Source organism: Cupriavidus sp. USMAHM13 (assembly GCF_001854285.1).
GTDB lineage: Bacteria > Pseudomonadota > Gammaproteobacteria > Burkholderiales > Burkholderiaceae > Cupriavidus > Cupriavidus malaysiensis.
On record NZ_CP017751.1, the window covers coordinates 1,715,077 to 1,734,237 of the forward strand.

Annotated in this window: 20 protein-coding genes and 2 tRNA genes; 12 read left to right on the forward strand and 10 right to left on the reverse strand. The window is 67.2% G+C overall.

Going from position 1 to position 19,161, the window contains the following annotated elements:
* The first annotated feature begins 57 nt into the window (after positions 1–57).
* Complete coding sequence (locus BKK81_RS07495; protein WP_071011763.1) at positions 58–585, forward strand: glycine zipper 2TM domain-containing protein; 528 nt, start codon at positions 58–60, stop codon at positions 583–585.
* A gap of 76 nt (positions 586–661) precedes the next feature.
* Here BKK81_RS07495 and hemW read toward each other — a convergent pair whose 3' ends face one another.
* The 5 genes from hemW to BKK81_RS07520 form a co-directional block, all read right to left on the reverse strand.
* A complete protein-coding gene (gene hemW, locus BKK81_RS07500; protein WP_071011765.1) occupies positions 662–1,918 on the reverse strand; it encodes a radical SAM family heme chaperone HemW in 1,257 nt (418 codons plus the stop codon).
* Positions 1,915–2,532: an RdgB/HAM1 family non-canonical purine NTP pyrophosphatase gene (rdgB, locus tag BKK81_RS07505; RefSeq protein WP_071016200.1), complete on the reverse strand. Its 618-nt coding sequence runs from the start codon at positions 2,530–2,532 to the stop codon at positions 1,915–1,917. Before rdgB ends, hemW begins: the two co-directional genes overlap by 4 nt.
* Before the next feature lie 11 nt (positions 2,533–2,543).
* Positions 2,544–3,263, reverse strand: a complete 720-nt coding sequence (gene rph / locus BKK81_RS07510; protein ID WP_071011767.1) for a ribonuclease PH — start codon at positions 3,261–3,263, stop codon at positions 2,544–2,546.
* Between the two features lie 196 nt (positions 3,264–3,459).
* Entirely contained in the window at positions 3,460–4,374 is a 915-nt protein-coding gene (locus tag BKK81_RS07515) for a PP2C family protein-serine/threonine phosphatase (RefSeq protein WP_071011769.1), read from the reverse strand.
* Between the two features lie 154 nt (positions 4,375–4,528).
* Entirely contained in the window at positions 4,529–5,581 is a 1,053-nt protein-coding gene (locus BKK81_RS07520; protein WP_071011771.1) for a serine/threonine-protein kinase, read from the reverse strand.
* A 158-nt stretch (positions 5,582–5,739) separates the two neighbouring features.
* On the opposite strand from BKK81_RS07520, the gene BKK81_RS07525 reads away from it, so the two are divergent.
* The 4 genes from BKK81_RS07525 (at position 5,740) to BKK81_RS07540 (ending at position 10,345) form a co-directional block, all read left to right on the forward strand.
* Positions 5,740–6,675: a YicC/YloC family endoribonuclease gene (locus tag BKK81_RS07525; RefSeq protein ID WP_071011773.1), complete on the forward strand. Its 936-nt coding sequence runs from the start codon at positions 5,740–5,742 to the stop codon at positions 6,673–6,675.
* Between the two features lie 88 nt (positions 6,676–6,763).
* A complete protein-coding gene (gmk, locus tag BKK81_RS07530) occupies positions 6,764–7,414 on the forward strand; it encodes a guanylate kinase (protein ID WP_071011774.1) in 651 nt (216 codons plus the stop codon).
* Between the two features lie 83 nt (positions 7,415–7,497).
* Complete coding sequence (gene rpoZ, locus BKK81_RS07535) at positions 7,498–7,701, forward strand: DNA-directed RNA polymerase subunit omega (protein WP_006578656.1); 204 nt, start codon at positions 7,498–7,500, stop codon at positions 7,699–7,701.
* 220 nt (positions 7,702–7,921) lie between these two features.
* Positions 7,922–10,345 carry a RelA/SpoT family protein gene (locus tag BKK81_RS07540; protein ID WP_071016202.1) on the forward strand — a complete coding sequence of 808 codons (2,424 nt, stop codon included), beginning with the start codon at positions 7,922–7,924 and terminating at the stop codon, positions 10,343–10,345.
* 54 nt (positions 10,346–10,399) lie between these two features.
* Here BKK81_RS07540 and greB read toward each other — a convergent pair whose 3' ends face one another.
* Positions 10,400–10,984: a transcription elongation factor GreB gene (greB, locus tag BKK81_RS07545; RefSeq protein WP_071011776.1), complete on the reverse strand. Its 585-nt coding sequence runs from the start codon at positions 10,982–10,984 to the stop codon at positions 10,400–10,402.
* Positions 10,985–11,107: 123 nt separating this feature from the next.
* Between greB and BKK81_RS07550 the strand changes: the two genes are divergently transcribed.
* The 4 genes from BKK81_RS07550 to BKK81_RS07565 all read left to right on the forward strand — a co-directional run bounded on the left by BKK81_RS07550 (position 11,108) and on the right by BKK81_RS07565 (position 13,227).
* A tRNA-Arg gene (locus BKK81_RS07550) sits at positions 11,108–11,184 on the forward strand.
* A 435-nt stretch (positions 11,185–11,619) separates the two neighbouring features.
* The gene (locus BKK81_RS07555; RefSeq protein ID WP_071011777.1) at positions 11,620–11,907 is read left to right on the forward strand and encodes a hypothetical protein; all 288 of its coding nucleotides are present in this window, start codon (positions 11,620–11,622) and stop codon (positions 11,905–11,907) included.
* A 246-nt stretch (positions 11,908–12,153) separates the two neighbouring features.
* Positions 12,154–12,229 (forward strand) — tRNA-Met (locus tag BKK81_RS07560).
* 314 nt (positions 12,230–12,543) lie between these two features.
* Positions 12,544–13,227 (forward strand): Fe2+-dependent dioxygenase, encoded by a 684-nt coding sequence (locus BKK81_RS07565; protein ID WP_071016204.1) that lies wholly within the window; start codon positions 12,544–12,546, stop codon positions 13,225–13,227.
* Positions 13,228–13,249: 22 nt separating this feature from the next.
* Here the strand turns inward: BKK81_RS07565 and BKK81_RS07570 are convergent, their stop codons facing one another.
* Entirely contained in the window at positions 13,250–13,546 is a 297-nt protein-coding gene (locus tag BKK81_RS07570) for a hypothetical protein (RefSeq protein ID WP_071011778.1), read from the reverse strand.
* A 221-nt stretch (positions 13,547–13,767) separates the two neighbouring features.
* On the opposite strand from BKK81_RS07570, the gene BKK81_RS07575 reads away from it, so the two are divergent.
* The 3 genes from BKK81_RS07575 (at position 13,768) to BKK81_RS36325 (ending at position 15,638) form a co-directional block, all read left to right on the forward strand.
* Entirely contained in the window at positions 13,768–14,079 is a 312-nt protein-coding gene (locus BKK81_RS07575; protein WP_071011779.1) for a hypothetical protein, read from the forward strand.
* 198 nt (positions 14,080–14,277) lie between these two features.
* Positions 14,278–15,180: a lipid A hydroxylase LpxO gene (gene lpxO, locus BKK81_RS07580; RefSeq protein WP_071011781.1), complete on the forward strand. Its 903-nt coding sequence runs from the start codon at positions 14,278–14,280 to the stop codon at positions 15,178–15,180.
* 305 nt (positions 15,181–15,485) lie between these two features.
* On the forward strand, positions 15,486–15,638 hold the full coding sequence (locus BKK81_RS36325) for a putative hemolysin (protein WP_231907998.1): 153 nt from the start codon (positions 15,486–15,488) through the stop codon (positions 15,636–15,638).
* Between the two features lie 12 nt (positions 15,639–15,650).
* Here BKK81_RS36325 and BKK81_RS07590 read toward each other — a convergent pair whose 3' ends face one another.
* The 3 genes from BKK81_RS07590 to BKK81_RS07595 form a co-directional block, all read right to left on the reverse strand.
* Positions 15,651–17,174, reverse strand: a complete 1,524-nt coding sequence (locus tag BKK81_RS07590; RefSeq protein WP_083383997.1) for a sensor domain-containing diguanylate cyclase — start codon at positions 17,172–17,174, stop codon at positions 15,651–15,653.
* Positions 17,175–17,371: 197 nt separating this feature from the next.
* The gene (locus tag BKK81_RS35250; protein WP_156811168.1) at positions 17,372–17,542 is read right to left on the reverse strand and encodes a hypothetical protein; all 171 of its coding nucleotides are present in this window, start codon (positions 17,540–17,542) and stop codon (positions 17,372–17,374) included.
* A 73-nt stretch (positions 17,543–17,615) separates the two neighbouring features.
* Positions 17,616–19,097, reverse strand: coding sequence for an aminotransferase-like domain-containing protein (locus tag BKK81_RS07595; RefSeq protein ID WP_071011784.1), 1,482 nt, complete (start codon positions 19,095–19,097; stop codon positions 17,616–17,618).
* Positions 19,098–19,161: the final 64 nt, after the last annotated feature.

A 19,161-nucleotide genomic window follows, 5' to 3' on the forward strand; every position in this document is an offset into this window, starting at 1 on the left:
TCGGGTACGGGTACGCGGATCTCAGCGTATTCTCCCGGCTCTTGAGGAGAAACATAGATGCAAGGCAAGATCTGGTTCAGTATTGCGGCGGTGGCCGCTATCGCCGGCCTCGCCGGCTGCGCACAGCCGGGCGGCTACGGCGGCTACGGTGGTGGCTATGGCGGCGGCTATGGCGCGCCTCCGCCGCAGACCACCGGCTACCAGGGCCAGCCGCAAGGCAATACCTACCAGGCGCCGGCGGGCTCGGTGTTCTACGGGCGCGTGGAGTCGATCGAACCGCTCACCAATACGAGGGAGAGTTCGGGTATCGTCGGCACCCTGCTCGGCGGCGCCGCCGGCGGCCTGGTCGGCCACCAGATCGGCGGCGGTTCCGGACAGACCATCGCCACCATCGGCGGTGCCGTGCTTGGCGCGGTGGCCGGCAACCAGGTCGAGAAGCGCGTGGGCAGTTCGACCAGTACCGCTTACCGGGTCAATGTGCGCCTGGACGACGGCCGGCTGGCCACCGTGACCCAGAGCGACGTGAGTGCTCTGCGTGTCGGCGCGCGTGCCCAGGTCGCCAACGACAGGGCCACGCCTTACTGATGCCGCACGCCGGCCGGCGCTGCAGCAAGGAAAACGGCGCCTTCGGGCGCCGTTTTCGTTTCCGTGCCAAGGCAGCTCACGCCTTCAGGAACATCTCCTGCAGGTCGTTGAGGAAGCGCCGGCCGAGTTCCGTGGGCCGGATCTGCGTCAGATCCGCTTCGAGCAGCCCCTTGGCCTCGGCCGCGGCCAGCTGGCGGCTGATGGTGTGCAGCGGCAAGCCGGTGCGCTCGTGGAAGCTGGCGGCCGGCACGCCCTCGGTCAGGCGCAGCGCGTTGAGCATGAACTCGAACGGCAATTCGTCCGCCGACACGTCGTGCGCCTGCTGCACGGCGTTGCCGGACTTCGCCTGCGCCATGTAGGTGGCGGGGTGCTTGTGGCGCATCTGGCGCAGCACGCGGTTGGCGAAGGAAAGCTTGCCGTGCGCGCCCGCGCCGATGCCGAGATAGTCGCCGAAGCGCCAGTAGTTCAGGTTGTGGCGCGATTCGCGGTGCGGCCGCGCATAGGCCGAGGTCTCGTAATGGCGCAGGCCGGACTCGGCCGTGCGGGCCTCGATCAGGTCCTGCATGTCGCTGGCGAGGTCATCGTCGGGCAGCGCGGGCGGGAACCTGGCGAACAGGGTGTTGGGTTCCAGCGTCAGGTGGTACAGGGACAGGTGCGTGGTGCCGAAGCCCAGCGCCGTCTCCAGGTCCTGGGCGCATTCCTGCAGCGACTGCCCGGGCAGGGCATACATCACGTCCAGGTTGACGTTGTCGAAATTGGCCAGCGCGATCTCGACCGCGCGGTGCGCCTCCGCCGTGCCGTGGATGCGGCCGAGCGCGGCGAGGTGGCGGTCGTTGAAGCTCTGGATGCCGATCGACAGCCGGTTCACGCCGCTGGCGCGGTAGCTGGCGAAGCGCTCGGCCTCGAAGGTGCCGGGGTTGGCCTCCATGGTGATCTCGGCGTCGGCATCCAGCGGCAGCAGCGCGCGGATGTCGGACAACAGCCGGTCGAGGCCGCGCGCCGACAACAGGCTGGGCGTGCCGCCGCCGATGAAGACGGTGTGCACCTGGCGCCCCCACACCAGTGGCAGCGATTGTTCCAGGTCGGCGCGCAGCGCATCGAGGTAGTCGTCTTCGGGGATCTCGTGGCTGCCCTCGGCTCCCGGTGCCGCATGCGAATTGAAGTCGCAGTAGGGACACTTGCGCACGCACCACGGCACGTGCACGTATAGCGACAGCGGCGGCAGTGCGGGTAGCGCGATCTGGCCGGGCTGCAGCCAGAGCTGCCGGGCCCGGTCGGGCGTCGCGGGCGATGCGGAGGGCGGGTCGGCCGCGACGGGCCGGATCGGGATCATGGCTGCGCCGCCTGCAGGCCGTTCTTGCCGAGGCGTTCCGTCAGCGCCGCCAGCGCCAGGGCGCGATGGCTGATGCGGTTCTTGTCCTCCGCGCTCAGTTCGGCCGCAGTGCGTCCCAGCTCGGGCAGCAGGAAGTGCGCGTCGTAGCCGAAGCCGCCGGTGCCGCGCGGCGTGTCCACGACTTCACCGGCCCAGCTGCCTTCGCTGATCAGGGGACGCGGATCGTCGGCGTGGCGTACCAGCACCAGCACGCAGTGGTACTGCGCGCCACGGTTCAGCTTGCCGGCCAGTTGCGAGACCAGGTGGGCGTTGTTGGCCGCATCGCTCTTCTCCTTGCCGGCCAGTTGCGCGTAGCGTGCCGAGTAGACACCCGGCGCACCGTCAAGTGCGTCGACGCAGATGCCGGAGTCATCCGCCAGCGCGGGCAGGCCCGACAGCCGGCTGGCGTGGCGCGCCTTGGCGAGCGCATTCTCGACGAAGGTCACGTGCGGTTCCTCGGCCTCGGGGATGCCGAGCTGGCCCTGGGGTACCACGTCGAAGCCGTAAGGCGCGAGCAGGGCGCTGAATTCCTTCAATTTACCGGCGTTGTTCGAAGCCAGGACCAGGCGTTGCATGGCGTGCTCCTTCATGCGAGCGCCAGGGCCTCGCGCTGGTGGCGCACCAGCTCGGCGATGCCTTGCTCGGCAAGGCGCGTCATGGCGTCGAGGTCGGCGCGCGAGAAGGGCGTGCCCTCGGCCGTGCCCTGCACTTCGACGAAGCCGCCGCTGCCGGTCATCACCACGTTCATGTCGGTATCGCAGTTGCTGTCCTCGGCATAGTCGAGGTCGAGCACCGCCACGCCGCCGACCATGCCGACCGAGACTGCGGCGACGAAGTCGCGGATCGGGCTGGCGGTGATCAGGCCGTCGCGCAGCATCATCGACACGGCATCGTGCGCGGCCACGAAGGCGCCGGTGATGGCCGCGGTGCGGGTGCCGCCATCGGCCTGCAGCACGTCGCAGTCGAGCTGTATGGTGTACTCGCCCAGCGCGCCCAGGTCGAACACCGAGCGCAGCGCGCGGCCGATCAGGCGCTGGATTTCCTGCGTGCGTCCCGTCTGCTTGCCGCGCGCGGCTTCGCGGTCCGAGCGGGTGTGCGTGGCGCGCGGCAGCATGCCGTACTCGGCCGTGACCCAGCCCTCGCCGCTGCCTTTCTTGTGCGGCGGGACCTTGGCCAGCACGCTGGCGGTGCACAGCACCTTGGTATCGCCGAAGGCACTCAGCACCGAACCTTCGGCGTGGCGGGTGTATTGGCGGGTCAGGGTGATCGGGCGCAGCGCCTCGGCTGCGCGTCCACTGGGTCGCATGGTTGTCTTGTCTTCAGAATCGGTATCGAGACCCGGATTCTACCGCCCGCGGCCGGCCCGTGCCGGAGGTACGGCCGCGGCTGCGCCCGGCGCCCGGCGCCCGGGACTCGTGGAAGAACCCGGTCCGCCCGGGAGCCGCGCGAGGCCGGGAACAGCGTGCCGCAAGGCCGGAGCCTTGCGGGGCAGCGCCTTGCGACTAGCGCATCAGATTGCTGCTCTTGTCGATGGCGGCACGGATTTCGGCGATCGAACGTTCGATCTCCTCTTCCGAAAGCAGATCGCCCTCGCTGCCGTCGTGCTCAAGGATGGAGGTGGTAAAGGCATTGAGCGGCAGGGTGTCCGTCATCACCGCTTCCTCGCTGGCGGCCTGCGCCTCCAGTTCCCACATCATGCCGATGGCGGTGGTGTTGTCCGCGCCTTCGCCGGCCTGGCGCAGCGCCTGCTCGATCAGGGTGGGGATGGCCTGCACCACGGAGAGCTGGCTGAGCGTATCCACCAGCACTTTTTCATCCAGGCTGCCCCACAGGCCGTCGGAGCAGAGCAGGGCCACGTCGCCGGGTTCCAGCCGCACCGGGCCGCCGATGTCGATCAGCGGCAGGTTGGGTGAGCCGAGGCAGTTGTACAGTTTGTTGCGCTCCGGATGGTTGGCGACGTGCATCGGCAGCACGCGTTCCTGCTGGAGCAGGTTCTCGATCTTGGAGTGGTCGCGCGTGCGCGTAAGCAGTTGGCCGCGGCGCATCAGGTAGAGCCGCGAGTCGCCGGCGTGGGCCCAGTGGATCTGGCCGTTCTGCACCAGGCAGCAGACCACCGTGGTGCGCGGGATGTCGGGCAGGCGCTTGGCTTCCGCGTAGCGGTGGATCTGCCGGTGGGCCAGCATGATCGAGTCCTGCAGGAAGTCGGCCGGATTGCGCACGGCCGGACGTGCCTGGGCCTGGAACTGGTGGGCCAGGGTCTGCAGGGCCTGCTGCGCGGCGACCTCGCCGAGCGCGTGGCCGCCCAGGCCGTCGGCAAGCACCATCAACAGCGCGTCGCGAGTGAAGCAGTAGCCCATGCGGTCCTGATTGCTGCGTCGGCCGCCTTTCCGGCTTTCCTGGTAAACGGAAAATCGCATGTTGGCTGGTTTCGGTTGGGTTCGTGGGTGGCGGCGTCAGGCTTGCCGGCGCTTGCCGGCACACTGGTTCATGATAGCGGCATCCAGGCGGGCATCGGTCGTGTGATTTGCGATGCGCGCCGGGCGCGTGTCGGGACGTCTCCGGGAGCGTGGGTCAGTCGCGGCCGCCGCCGAGGCGCTTGGGCTCGGTGGCCGGGCCGGCCTGGTCTTCGCGGCGGCGCAGCAGCGTCATCAGGCGCGTGGTCGGCGCGGGCTCCGGAGCGGCGGGTGCCGGCGCGGGCGCCTGCTCGCTCAGGGCATTGGTCTGCTCGCGCAGTTCCTTCTGCAGGCGGAACACGCTCTGCGGGCGCTCGGCCGGCGCAAGCCGCAGGCACCACTCGACCAGATCGACCAGTCCCCCCGTATAGCTGGCGCGCAGGCGGGTCATGGCATCGCCCATGCGGTCGTCCTTCTCACGCTGGTTGGCCTCCTGCGGGGGCATGCCGGCCATGCAGGCGTAGAGCGTGGCGCCCAGGCTGTAGATATCGCTCCACGGTCCCAGTTCGCTGTGCTTGCCGTAGAGCTCGGGCGCGGCGAAGCCGGGCGTGTACATCGGCTGGAAGCGCGCGGCCTCCATCGTCAGCGTCTGCCGTGCGGCGCCGAAGTCGAGCAGGATCGGCGACTCGTCCTCGCGCAGGTAGATGTTGCCCGGCTTGATGTCGAGATGAAGCAGTTTGTGGATATGGACTTCGCGCAGCCCGCTCATCAGGGCATGGAAGACCCTGCGGATGAAATGCTCGCGCAGCACCTTGGGGCGGCCCTGCTGGCGCGCCTGCAGGATGTGTTCCTGCAGCGTCTTGCCCATCTCATAGTTCATCACCATGTAGACGGTGCCATTCTCGCGGAAGAAGTTGACCACGCGCACCACGCTGGGGTGGGAGATGCGGGCCAATGAGCGGCCTTCCTCGAAGAAATACTTCAGGCCGAGCCGGAACGACGCGGCGTTCTCGTCCGGGACCACCGGGATCAGTTCACCGGGGCTGCGGCGGGCCAGCGCGCCCGGCAGGTATTCCTTGATGGCGACCGGCGTGCCGGTCTCGTCGGTGGCCAGATAGACGAAACTGAACCCCCCGCTGGCCAACTTCTTTACAATACGATAATTGGACAGCAGCGTGCCGATGGGCAGCGGTGCACTCTTCGGTTGTGACGTGCCCTTGGACTCTGTCATAGGTTTCGGTGACGGGGTTGCCTCCGGATTGTCCCGGCTAATCGCTTGCTTGTAAAGAACACAAATAGGGGCCTGGCGGCCGTCTTTTCCGGCTTTGCCCGGCGTGCCGCGGCACCCCGCCGCACCGGCGCGAGCCGGCCCATTCGCGAGAATATCTGATGATCCACAGCATGACTGGCTATGGCGTGGCTACGCGCCACGCGCCGCTGACGAACGCACAGGGAGAGCCCAGCGGCCGCACGGCCGCCGTTTCGGTCGAGTTCCGCACCGTCAACTCGCGCTTCCTCGACCTGCTGTTCCGCGCACCGGAGGAATGCCGCGCATTCGAGCCTGCCCTGCGCGAGATGCTGATGGCCAAGCTGTCGCGCGGCAAGCTGGAATGCCGCATCAACCTGCAGCGTGCCGACGCCGGCGGTGCCACGCTGGCGCTCAACGATGGCTTGCTGGCGCAGATCCGCGAACTGGAGCGCACCGTGGCCGAGACCTTCCGCGAGGCGGGTTCGCTGCGCATGGGCGAGATCCTGCGCTGGCCCGGCGTGCTGGTCGAGCCGGAGCTGTCGCAGGATGCACTGCGCGAGGCCGTGACCGCGGCCGCCAAGGAAGCGCTGGCACAGTTGCTGGAAGCGCGGCGCCGCGAGGGCGAGGCCCTCAAGGCGGCGCTGCTGGAGCGGGTCGACGCGATGCTGGCCATCGTCGAGCGCCTGACGCCGACCATCCCGCAGTTGATCGCCCATCATCAGGAAAAGCTGACCGAGCGCCTGCAGGAGGCATTCAACCTGGCGGCGCCGGGCGGCATGCCGTCGATGAGCCGCGAGGAGATCGCCGAGCGTATCCGCCAGGAGGCCACGGTCTACGGCATCCGTATCGATATCGCCGAGGAACTGTCGCGCCTGCAGGCTCACCTGAACGAGACGCGCCATATCCTGGGCAAGGGCGGGCAGGTCGGCAAGCGGCTCGATTTCATGATGCAGGAGCTGAACCGCGAGGCCAACACGCTCGGCTCGAAGGCCGCGGCCAAGGAACTCGCCGATGCGTCGATGGAACTGAAGCTGCTGATCGAGCAGATGCGCGAGCAGGTCCAGAACCTCGAGTAAGCCGTCTTCCGGCATCCCGTTTTTCCCGGCCCGGCGCGGCAGCCGGCCGGCATGGCAATACTTCTTCACCAGGCAACATCGGATCATCATGAACGAATCGACCACCAGTACTCTCGACACCGCCTATCCGGGCAACCTGTTCATGGTGGTGGCGCCATCGGGCGCGGGCAAGTCCACGCTGGTCAACGCGCTGCTGGCGCGCGACCCCAGCATCCGTCTGTCGATCTCGCACACCACGCGCGCGCCGCGCCCCGGCGAGCAGGATGGCCGCGAGTACCACTTCACCGGTATCGACGCCTTCCGCGCAGCGCGCGCGCGCGGCGATTTCCTCGAGTGGGCAGAGGTACACGGCAACTACTACGGCACCTCGCGCGTGTGGATCGAGGAGCAGATGGCGCAGGGCAACGACGTGTTGCTGGAGATCGACTGGCAGGGCGCGCAGCAGGTGCACAAGCGCTTCTCCAATGCCGTCGAGATCTTCATCCTGCCGCCGTCGCTGACGGCGCTGGAAGAGCGGCTGAATAAGCGCGGACAGGACGAGCCGAACGTCATCGTGCGGCGCCTGCTGGCCGCCGGCAGCGAGATGGCGCATGCCAGCGAGTCCGACTACGTGATCATCAATGAGGTATTCGAGCAGGCGCTCGAAGAGCTCAGCAGCGTCGTTCGCGCGACCCGTCTGCGCTTTTCGGCGCAGAAGGCGCGCCACAGCGGCCTCTTTGTCGAGCTCGGCATCCACTGAGAGCGGGCGCGCTGGCAACGCTTGCGCCCGCGTGCTGTAAAATGGCTGACATCGCATAGGTTTAGTCCCAAGGTAGATTTGATATGGCGCGTATTACCGTCGAAGATTGTCTGAAACACATCCCGAACCGCTTCGAGCTCGCGCTTGCGGCCACGTACCGGGCACGCCAGCTGGTGCAGGGCCATACCCCCAAGGTGGAGGCGAAGGACAAGCCCACCGTGGTGGCGCTGCGCGAGATTGCTTCCGGCCAGGTCGGCATCGAGATGCTGAAGAAGGTCCCGACCTGATCGCCAGGGCGGCCTGCGGTAACACTCAGTCTGGTGCATGCGCGTACCCAGCCGGATCCCGGAGGCCGCCTCGATGTCTTCTTCCCAGCCTTCCCACGTATCAGCAGTGCCCGGTACCGGCGTGGCGCCGGCCGGCGCGCGTGGCGAAGCGCTCACTGAGACGGAAGCCCATGGCGCTTCCGTCTCGGGCCGCAAGCGCGGCACGCCGGGCCAGGGCCCGGTGACGGCGCGTACCGGGGCGCCCAACCTGCCGGATCCGCTCGGCGGTAACGTGGTGGGCGAACGCGCGGTGGTCCCGCCGATCGCGCAGGCCAAGGCGCGCCAGCAGGAGGCGAGCCAGGCGACGGCGCCGGCCGCGCCCGCGCCAGGGGCTGCCGCCCCGGCCGTCGCCGACGCCCTGTTCATCGATGCGGTGCTGGAGCAGTCCTACCGCCACTTTTTCGGCCCGACCTCCCAGCCGGCCGTTCCTCCCCGCCAGCAGGTCATCTCCATCACCCGTCTGATGGAGAAGCTGTCGTACCTGAAGCCTGCCGACCAGGCCCTGGTGCGGGAAGCCTTCCAGTTTTCCGACGAGGCCCATCTCGGCCAGTATCGCCAGAGCGGCGAGCCCTATATCACTCACCCGGTGGCCGTGGCCGAGTTGTGCGCCGACTGGCGGCTGGATGTGCAGTCCATCATGGCGGCACTGCTGCACGACGTGATGGAAGACCAGGGCGTGACCAAGGGCGAGCTGGCCGAGCGCTTCGGTCCCAAGGTCGCGGAACTGGTCGACGGCCTCACCAAGCTCGACAAGCTCGAGTTCCAGAGCCGCGAGCAGGCGCAGGCGGAGAGCTTCCGCAAGATGCTGTTGGCGATGGCGCGCGATGTCCGTGTGATCCTGGTCAAGCTGGCCGATCGCACGCACAATATGCGCACGCTCGATTTCGTGCCGCCGGAGAAGCGGCGCCGGATCGCGCTCGAGACGATGGAGATCTACGCGCCGATCGCCCACCGTCTTGGCCTGAACACCACCTATCGCGAACTGCTCGAGCTGTCGTTCAAGGTCGGCTCGCCGTTCCGCTACGCCACGCTGGAAAAGGCTGTCAAGGCGGCGCGAGGCAATCGCCGCGAAGTGGTCAAGCGCATCCTGGAGGCCGCGCAGAAGTCCCTGGCCGATGCCGGCATCGTGGCCGAGCTGTCCGGGCGCGAGAAGACGCTGTACAGCATCTACCGCAAGATGCACGACAAGCAGTTGTCGTTCTCGCAGGTGCTGGACGTGTACGGCTTCCGGGTGGTGGTCGAGACGCAGATGCACTGCTATATGGCGCTGGGCGCGCTGCACTCGCTGTACAAACCCATGCCCGGCAAGTTCAAGGACTACATCGCGATCCCCAAGATCAACGGCTACCAGTCCTTGCATACCACGCTGGTGGGCCCGTTCGGCACGCCGGTGGAATTCCAGATCCGCACCCGCGAGATGCACCAGATCGCCGAGGCCGGCGTGGCCGCGCACTGGATGTACAAGCACCAGCCGGAGCAGGCCAACGAGATCCAGCAGCAGGCACACCAGTGGTTGCAGTCGCTGCTCGATATCCAGAGCCAGACCGGCGACTCGCAGGAATTCCTTGAGCACGTCAAGATCGACCTGTTCCCGGACGCGGTCTATGTCTTCACGCCCAAGGGGCATATCCGCGCGCTGCCGCGCGGCGCCACCGCGCTGGACTTCGCCTACGCGGTGCACAGCGACCTGGGTAACCAGTGCGTCGCCGTCAAGATCAACAACGAGTTGCTGCCGCTGCGCACCGAGCTCAAGAGCGGCGATATCGTCGAGGTGGTGACGGCGCCGTACTCGAAGCCCAACCCGGCCTGGCTGGCCTTCGTTCGCACCGGCAAGGCGCGCGCCGCGATCCGCCACTACCTGAAGACCACCAAGCTCGACGAAGCCATCCAGCTGGGAGAGCGTCTGCTGGAGCAGGCCGCGCGCCAGCTCGGCATCGACCTGAAGGCGGTGCCTGCGATGGTGTGGGAGCGCATGATCCAGTGGACCGGCAACAAGCAGCGCGAGGACATCTTCGCCGACCTGGCGCTGGGGCGCCGCGTGCCGGCCGTGGTGGCCAAGCGCATGGAAATCCTGCTGCAGGAACTGTCAGGCGATACCGACAGCTCGCTGATGGCGGCGGTACAGACCTTTGCCGGCGAAGAAGCGCCGGCGGTGGCGGTGACCGGCGACGAAGGCATGTCGATGATTTTCTCGACCTGCTGCCGGCCGATTCCCGGCGACTCCATCGTCGGCTACCTGGGCAAGGGCGAAGGCCTGCAGATCCATGTGCAGGACTGCAAGGTTGCCAAGCGGCTGCACAGCAAGGATCCGGAGCACTGGATCGATGTCATGTGGGCGCACAAGACCACGCGTTCCTTCGATGTCTCCATCAAGGTCATGGTGCGCAACGTCAAGGGTATCGTCGCCCGCGTGGCGGCCGACCTGACGGCGGCCGATGCCAATGTCGCGCACGTGGCGATGGAGCAGAACGTCATCCACCAGGAAGCGACCTACATGCAGTTCATCATCCAGGTGCAGAACCGCCTGCACCTGGCCAACGTGATGCGGGCGTTGCGGCGCGACCCGGATGTGATCCGCATCTTCCGCGACCGTAACGACAACTGAGTCGGCATGCCGCCCGGCGCTTGGTGCGCCAGGCGATGCCGCGCGGCGGCGCGCTCAGGCCGTGCCCGCCTCTCCGGCGCTCCGGCGCGGCGGGTAGCGGACCTCCAGCACTTCGATCTGTTCGACGCCGTTGGGTGTGCGCAGCGGCACCGTGTCGCCCTCGCGGGCCTTGATCAAGGCCTTGGCGATCGGTGAGATCCAGCTGACGCGATGCTGGTCGAGATCCACCTCGTCCATGCCGACGATGGTGATGGTGTTCTCTTCGCCGGCGCCATTGAGATAAGTGACGGTGGCGCCGAAGAAGATCTGGTCGTTGTCGCCTTGCAGCGAGGGGTCGACCACTTCGGCTTTGTCCAGCCTGCGGGTCAGGAAGCGGATGCGCCGGTCGATCTCGCGCAGGCGCTTCTTGCCGTAAAGATAGTCGCCATTCTCGGAACGGTCGCCGTTCGACGCCGCCCACGACACGATCTGGACCACGTCGGGCCGATCCACGTCGATCAGGTGCATCAACTCATCGCGCAGCCGCTGGTAGCCTTGCGCGGTGATGTAGTTCTTGGTGCCGGGCGGCAGCGGTGCCGCGCCTTCCGGCAGGTCGTCATCGTCATCGCCGGACGACTCTTTGACAAACGCCTTGTTCATGTTCGGATCACATCGCTTGGGCTCCCATTATAGGAAGCGAGGATGCCCAGGCCCAGCCCGGCAAAAAAGTGAGTGAAGGGGGTTCACAAAAATGAAAAGTACGATATAATCTTTTTCTCGCGTGCGGCTGTAGCTCAGTTGGATAGAGTACTTGGCTACGAACCAAGGGGTCGTGGGTTCGAATCCTGCCAGCCGCGCCACCTATGAGAAGAAAGGGCTTCCGGAAGCGGAAGCCCTTTTTGCATTGCGACGCCGTGTGCATGGTGTCCCGCCGCGCGCGGGCCATCCCGCATGTCTTGCGCAGTCCAGCGCGGACTACTAGGCTGCAAGTGTCCTGGATCACAAATCCGCTGGTGACGTTTCTGTCGTTTCTGTCGAGAAGACGAAGCCGCCCAATGCAATGCATCGTCGCGAGTGCTCGTCAGGCTCCAAGCCTCGCAACGCTCCGTTCCTGGCCCCGCGCGACTTCCCGGCAGACCGGGTCATTCCACGTATTGAAGAATCAGGGCACTAGCATGCTGTTCGCACACGCGATGCGTGGCGGCCGTCCGCGTTGCTGCGGCTGTCGTCGTCCGCCTTCGCGGACCGCCTGAACGCTTCGCGAGTCACGATCCCCCGCAGCAGGAGGCAGCCCGATGAGAGAGACCGCTTGGCGTGTCGAGGCCTACCGCAGCATGGACGTCTATGTCCGTACGCTGTTGCGTCGCCAGGCCGGTCCGGGGCCGCAGGCAGCGGAAGGGCAGGGCGGCTTGTGGGGCTATGAGGCGCGTGTCTGCCAGCAGGGTGCGGATCCCTCGGATGCGGGCGATACCGATCTGCTGTCGAGCGGGGCGGGCGGGTTTGCCACCCGGCACGCCGCCGAGGTGGCGGCCTTTGTCGCCGGCTATGGCTTGGTCGACCGCCTCCTCGGGCCACTGGAGTAATGATCGAAGGGTGGCGAGTGACGCGGCACTACCGCGTCGAGCCTCTCCTTCTGCAGGAATGCGCTGCCTGTTTTGCTCCGAGTCCGCTTGGGAGAGACTCGCAATACCGGGTGGCCCAGTCCGCCTGAATCGGGTTCGGTGCGGCGGTGCGCCAAACCGGCGCAGCCGCACGGCTGGCCGGCACGGGTCTGGTGCGAAAGCTCTTGCATTGCGCTGCGGAATGGGTCATAATGCATCTCCTTCAGACGCGGGGTGGAGCAGTTGGCAGCTCGTCGGGCTCATAACCCGAAGGTCGCAGGTTCAAGTCCTGCCCCCGCAACCAGTTTCCCTTCAGTTCCCTCGAAGTTGCCCGCATGGCGGCATTGAGGCGGCAAGACGGCCGATTCGGCCAATCTCCCAGGCAGGTCTTCGATTTCGCGATCCCGGTAACGGGGTTGCTGCCCATCGCGCACCCGCGATGCGCTTGCAGGCAGCGCACGTGATCGCATTGGTTCGCATTTGCTCAGCCTCAAATAGAAATGATTCGCATTTTCTTTGAGGCTGATCTTCCCCTACAATGGCACCCTGGCCTGCCCGGAGAGGTGTCTTTTACACCGTGCAGGCCCGTTTCCCGCTACTTGCAAGGTGATCGACGTCATGATGCTGCAGATTCCCGAAGTGCTGTCCCCGCAACAGGTCGCGCAATGCCGCGCCATCATCGAGGCGGCGCCGTGGCAGGATGGCAATGCGACATCGGGTTTCCAGTCGGCGCTGGCCAAGCGCAACCTGCAGCTGCCCGAGGGCTCTCCGGCAGCACGCCAGGCCGGCGCGTTGATCGAGGAGGCCTTGTCCGCCAATGCGCTGTTCTTCTCCGCAGCGTTGCCGCTCAAGGTGTTTCCCCCCTTGTTCAACCGCTATGAAGGCGGCGGCACTTTCGGCAACCATGTCGACAACGCGATCCGCTACCTGCGCGGGAGCAGCTTCCGCGTGCGCAGCGACCTCTCCGCGACCCTGTTCCTGACCGCTCCGGAAGACTATGACGGCGGCGAACTGGTGGTCGAGGACACGTTCGGCCAGCAGCGCGTCAAGTTGCCGGCGGGCCATATGGTGCTGTATCCGGCCAGCAGCGTGCACCACGTGACGCCGGTCACGCGGGGCGCACGGATTTCATCGTTCTTCTGGATTCAAAGCATGGTGCGCGACGACGGCCAGCGTGCGCTGCTGTTCGATCTCGACACGCAGATCCAGCGCGTCGGGCAGGCGCTGGGGCAGCAGGAGGCGGCGGTAGTCGGCCTGACCGGTGTCTATCACAACCTGCTGCGGCGCTGGGCCGACGCCTGAGTGGCCTGCTGGTGGGGAGATCCTAGTGCGGAGGACGCTGCGGGCGCACCGGGATGGCGGCGACGCGACGCCGGGCGGGCTTGAGGCGCCGCTCCGGCCACAGCACATAATTGGTGTGCGGATCCAGCGGCTTGCCCAGATACGAAACCCAGACCTGCACGCCGTGCTCGGTCTCGGCGATGATGGCGGCAACGGCACGCGCCGCCGCAGAGGGGGATTTCAGCAGGTCCGCCAGCGCCTCGACGCCTTGGACCACATGATGCTTCACCCCCCTGAACCATGCGTACTGACGCATGGCAGATAACAGACGCTTGGTCATGGACGCTATTCCCGGACTGAATGGGACGTATGACCTCAGCATACACCGCTTTGTTCAATGCCTGCGCGAGGCAGAGGCCTGAGGATTTTCCCCAGGTCCGGGTGGCGCATTGACACCCCCGGCCCTTTGCTTTAGCGTCGATCGCAGGGGGCGCGGCTGTGCCCCCGCGCACCGTCCGGGTCGCGTCGCGACCGCCGGCGCATCGAGCAAGGAGCTTGCTGATGACCGAAGACATGCTGCTGCAGCTGATGGAGGAAGTCGAGAAGGAAGACCCGATCGACTATGCCAATCTTCCTTTCGATGACGATGCGCTGCGCGCGCTGGTGTGCCGGCTGGTGGCAGAGCGCTCGACCGAGATGGAGGCATCCGGACTGCCCCTCGAAGCCATCCTTGCCACCATGTGGGCGTCCACGGCCAAGCTGGTGCTGGAGAACCTCGTGCTGAACGCCCGCCTGCTGACGCTGCAGGGAACCCCCCAGGACGCCCAGGCCTTGATTGCCCGCATCGCGCGGCGTGCCCGCGGCGACGACTGAGCACTCACGGCCGCGCACGCCGCCGGTGCGGTGGGTGGGGCGCCGGCCGATGCTATCGTTGACACCCATCAAGCGGCGCGGGCGCCGCACCTGTCTGTCCGTCCGCATTTCGCTAGAATACGGTCTTTCGCCCCCGGGGCGGCTCGGCCTCCGCTCGGGTGGCACGGCCGTTACGGCGGTGGCTTTGGAGGACTTCGGGTGATCAAGTGGATTATCGTCGCGGGCTATCTGGGCGCGATCCTGTACGTACATTTCCGCGGCAAGGTGCGCCTGCGCATCTGGCGCCAGCTGCTCGACCACTCGGCGGTGGTGGCACCGCTGAATTGCTTCATGTATGCCTTCTCGGGCGTGCCGCGCACGCCCTACATCCCGGTCGAGCAGTTTCCCGAGCTGGAGAAACTGCGCGCGGCCTGGCCCGAGATCCGCGACGAGGGGCTCGCGCTGGCGGCCATGCGCAAGATCAAGGCCGCCGAGAAGAACGATGACGCGGGCTTCAATTCCTTCTTCAAATATGGCTGGAAGCGCTTCTACCTGAAGTGGTACGAGGCGAACCACCCGTCGGCCGAGACGCTGTGCCCGCGCACGGTCGCGCTGCTGCGCGAGCTGCCGAGCGTGAAGGCGGCGATGTTCGCGGAACTGCCGCCGGGAGGCAAGCTGAACCCGCACCGCGATCCGTTCGCCGGGTCGCTGCGCTACCACCTGGGCCTGTCCACGCCCAATGACGACCGCTGCTTCATCGAAGTCGATGGCGAGCGCCACAGCTGGCGCGATGGCGTTGGCGTGGTGTTCGACGAAACCTACCTGCACTGGGCCGAGAACAAGAGCGAGGCCAATCGCCTGATCCTGTTCTGCGACGTCGAGCGCCCGATGCGCTTCGGCTGGGCGGCGCGGGTCAACCGCTGGCTGGGCCGCAAGCTGATGACGGCGGCAAGCTCGCCTAACGAGGAAACGGACCAGACCGGCATGATCAACCGACTGTTCCGCATCGTCTGGCTGGGCGGCCAGTACCGCCGCCGCTTCAAGGCCTGGAGCCGGCCGCTCTACTATGTGGTGAAGTTCGGCCTGATCGTGGCCGGCATTGCCCTGATCGTCTATCTGTAAGGCTGGCCGTCCCGCGCGCACCGCGGGACGGCGCACGGCTTGCGTGCCGCAGTGAAAGCGGCCGCGGCCGGATCCTTGTCCTATCCCTATCCACTGAGCGCCCGCCTGCGCCGGGCCGCTGCGGAGCCCCTTTCATGCGTTCCTACCTGACCCTTGCCGCTGCCCTGGCAATGGCCTCCTGCGGCGGTACGGCGCCGGCTCCCGGCGCGGCTCCGGTCCGGGCGGCACCGTCGCCGCCAGCGGCAACGGCTGCGACGGTGGCCCCGGCAGCGGCCGGCCGGCCGGCGGGCCCGGCCGCGATCGGCATGCCGAATCCGGCTTCGGCCAATTGCGCACAGCGGGGTGGCACCCTCCAGATCGTCAGTTCCGCCGCCGGCCAGGCGGGTACCTGCAGCTTCCCCAACGGCAAGCAGTGCGAAGAGTGGGCCCTGTTGCGCGGCGAGTGCTCGCCCGACTGAGGGGCCGCTCCTTCAATTGCGCCGGCGATCGGTCTCCTGGGCTTCGTAGTAGGCCCGCTTGGCGGCGTACATCTGTGCGTCGGCGGCCTTGACGGTATCGCTCAGCCGCTCCCCCTGCGCGCAGGTGGCGGTGCCGAGCGACAGCGACAGCGCCGCGCCCGGGTAGAACTGGTTGTTCAATTCCAGGACCTGGGTGATCTGTTCGATGATCAGGTGGGCGCTGCGTTCGTCGGCGCCGGGCAGCAGCACCATGAACTCGTCGCCGCCGACGCGGGCGATGCAGGCCTGCTCGCCCACGGCCTTCTTCAGGACCTCGCCGGTACGGCGCAGCAGTGCATCGCCGTCGCCGTGCCCGTTCAGGTCGTTGACCTGCTTGAGCCCGTTGAGATCGAGCGCGATCACGCTGACCGGCCAGGGACCCTTGCGGCCCAGCCGCGCCAGCTCGTCCTCATAGAAGGCGCGGTTGTACAGCTTGGTCAGCACATCATGCTTGCCAAGGAATTCGACATAGGCCTCGGCCTTCTTGCGCGCGGTGATATCGGTCAGCGACACCAGCACCTGGTCCCAGTCGGCCTCACGGCCCGGGAACACCGACCATTGCATGAAGACGTCGACGGAGCGGCCGTCCAGCGCGTAGTTGATCACCTCGCGCTGCTGCCACAGCTTTTCGTGCCACAGGTCGATCAGCTGCTCGGCGAAGTGGATGCGCATGTCGTCGCGGAACACGTCGCCCAGGCGCGCCATCAGCACCTCCTTGGATGGCGCGCCGAACATCTGCAGGGTCTGCTGGTTGACGTCGATGACGCGGATCTCCTGCATGCAGCGCTGCACGAAATCGGGGTGGACGTTGAGGAAGGTGCGGAAGTCGGTGATGCCGGCCCCGCGCACCTCGTCGAGCAGCATCTTGACCGCGCTGAAATCCTCCACCCACAGCGACACCGGCGAGTGCTCGAACAGGCCGAGCGCGTATTGCTGGCTGCGCCGCAGGTCGCGCTCCACGCGCTGGCGCGCGGTGACGTCCTCGATCGACAGCAGCACGCGCGACCAGTCGTCTTCGTGCCCGGGCATCACGCGGGCTTCGAGGCGGATGTCGAGGCGTTCGCCGTCGAGCGAGTAGTTGACGGTCTGGCTGGAGAAGTGCGCCTGCCCATCCCAGAGCTGGCCCAGTTCCTCCACGTGCTGGTCGAACATATCGTCGCGGAAGATCGTGTCGAGATTGGCGACCAGGTCGGCCAGGTCGGCCGCGCGGAACAGTTCCAGGGTGCGGCGGTTGACCGCGATCACACGGATCAGCGCCGAGCAGTGCGCGACTTCCTTCGGGTGGGCGCGCAGGTGGCTGCGCAGGTCCTCGACACCTTCGGCACGCAGTGCATCGAAGCGCGCCTTGACGGCGCTGAAGTCCTCCAGCCACAGCGATACGGGCGCGAGCTGGAACAGGGAAAGGTAGTCGTCGTCGATCCGAGTGTCGTCGATCCGAGTGTCGATGTCGGTGTCGGCGCTGGTGAAGGTTGTAGTTGTTGTTGTCTGGGCTGTCATGTGAGCGGCTTCCAAAGGGTCCCGTCGGACGCGTGCCGCAGAAGGCCGGAAGGCCGGCGCCCGGTGACCGGCCGGGCAGGCAGGCGCGTCAGCGCCGTAGCATAGGGCAGGGGACGGGAATTTGGGAGCGCTGTTGCAAAAATCGGACCGGTGCCGGCCGCTGCGCGTCGCCGCCGGGCAGGGAGGCAGCGCGGGACTCAGTCGGGCCGGCCGCGGCTGGCGCGGGCCGGCGCGGGGCGGCCGCCGCGCTCGATCTCGGCGATCAGCAGCAGGGTCGTGGTCTGCAGCAGGGAGCCATCGGTGAGGTGTCGCGCCAGCGTGCGCAGGTCGTCGAGGGAGTAGGGCTGGTCCGGGGCATTGTGCGGCATGGCGTCGGATCGGGTTGATGCAAGGAATGCCCTCGATGCTAGGGTGAACCCTGATGCCCTGCCTTGCTCCAGATCATGTAAGCGTCACATTCGGGGCGGGCTCCGGCCGCGCTGCCGCCAGTCCGTTGGCTACCGCCGCCAGCCGCCGCAGCGCGTCTTCCAGCAGCGCCGAGCGCGGCGCGCCGCAGTTGACGCGCAGGAAATGGTCGAAGCGGTTGGAGTTGGAGAACATCACACCGGGCGCCACATGGATGCCTTGGCGCAATGCCAGTTCGAACAGCGTTTCCGAATCGATGCCGGCCGGCAGTTCGACCCAAAGGTGCATGCCGCCGGCCGGCGTGGACAGGCGGGTGCCGGCCGGGAAGCCGCCGGCAATGGCTTCGGCCATCCATTCGCGCTGGATGCGCAACTGGTCGCGCAGCCGCCGCAGGTGGCGCGCGAAGGCGCCGCTGCCCATGAAATCGGCCACCGCGAGCTGGGCCAGCACCTCGTTGGGGCGCGACTGGCTGAACTTGAGCATGGCCACGCGCGCCGTCCAGCGGCCTGCCGCGATCCAGCCCAGGCGCATGCCTGGCGCCAGGAACTTGTGCAGCGACGCGCAGTAGATCACGTTGCCGCTCTGGTCCCAGGACTTGGCCGCGGCCGGGCCGGTCTCGCCGTCGGCCAGCGCCGAGAAGCAGTCGTCCTCGATCAGCACGATGCCGCGCGTCTCGCACCAACGCACCAGCGCCGCCTTGTTGGCGTCGGGCATGATGCTGCCGAGCGGATTCTGCAGGGTCGGCACCACCACCACCGCCTTGATGCTGTCATAGGTCTGCGCGGCCAGTTCCAGCGCTTCCAGCGAGATGCCGCTGTGCGGACTGCAGGGGATCTCCAGTGCGCGCATGCCGAGTCCTTCGAGAATCTGCAGCAGCCCGTAGTAGGTTGGCGATTCGACCGCGATCACGTCGCCGGGGCCGGCCACGGCGCGCAGCGCCAAGTGCAGCGCCTCGGTACAGCCATGGGTGACGACGATGTCCTCGGGCGCCAGGTTGATCTGAGAGAGGAGGGCGTGGCGTGCCAGCGCGGCGCGCAGCTCGGGGTGGCCCTCGGCTTCCGGCGTGCGGCCGTAGAGCTGCGGATGCCGCCGCAGGGCCCGCGTGGTGGCGGCATTGAGCGCGGCCACCGGGTAGAGGTCGGACGCCGCGCTGAGACCGGCCAGGCTGACGCGCACGGCGTGCTGGTGGCTGCGCGCCAGGATGGCCGAGATACGCTGGTGGATGCCGACGTACTGGGCCGGGTCGGGCAGGCGCGCTTCCGGCTCGGCGATCGGCGCGGCCCGTGCCGGCTGCGGCCGGCGCCGCACGAAATAGCCCGAGCGCGGCCGCGCCTCGAGCAGCCCCTCGCGCTCGAGCTCCCGGCAGGCCTGCAGCGCGGTGGACAGGCTGACACCATGCCGTTCCATCAATTGGCGCACCGATGGCATGCGGTCTCCGGGAGTCAGCGCGCCATCGTCGATGGCGCGGCGGTAGCGCGTGGCGAGCTGGTGATAGAGCGGAAGTGTCGCGGAATCCATGCGGCATGATGGCGTCGGAGGCGCCGTGCGAACAGATACAGATAGCGAAATCTGTATCGTAACA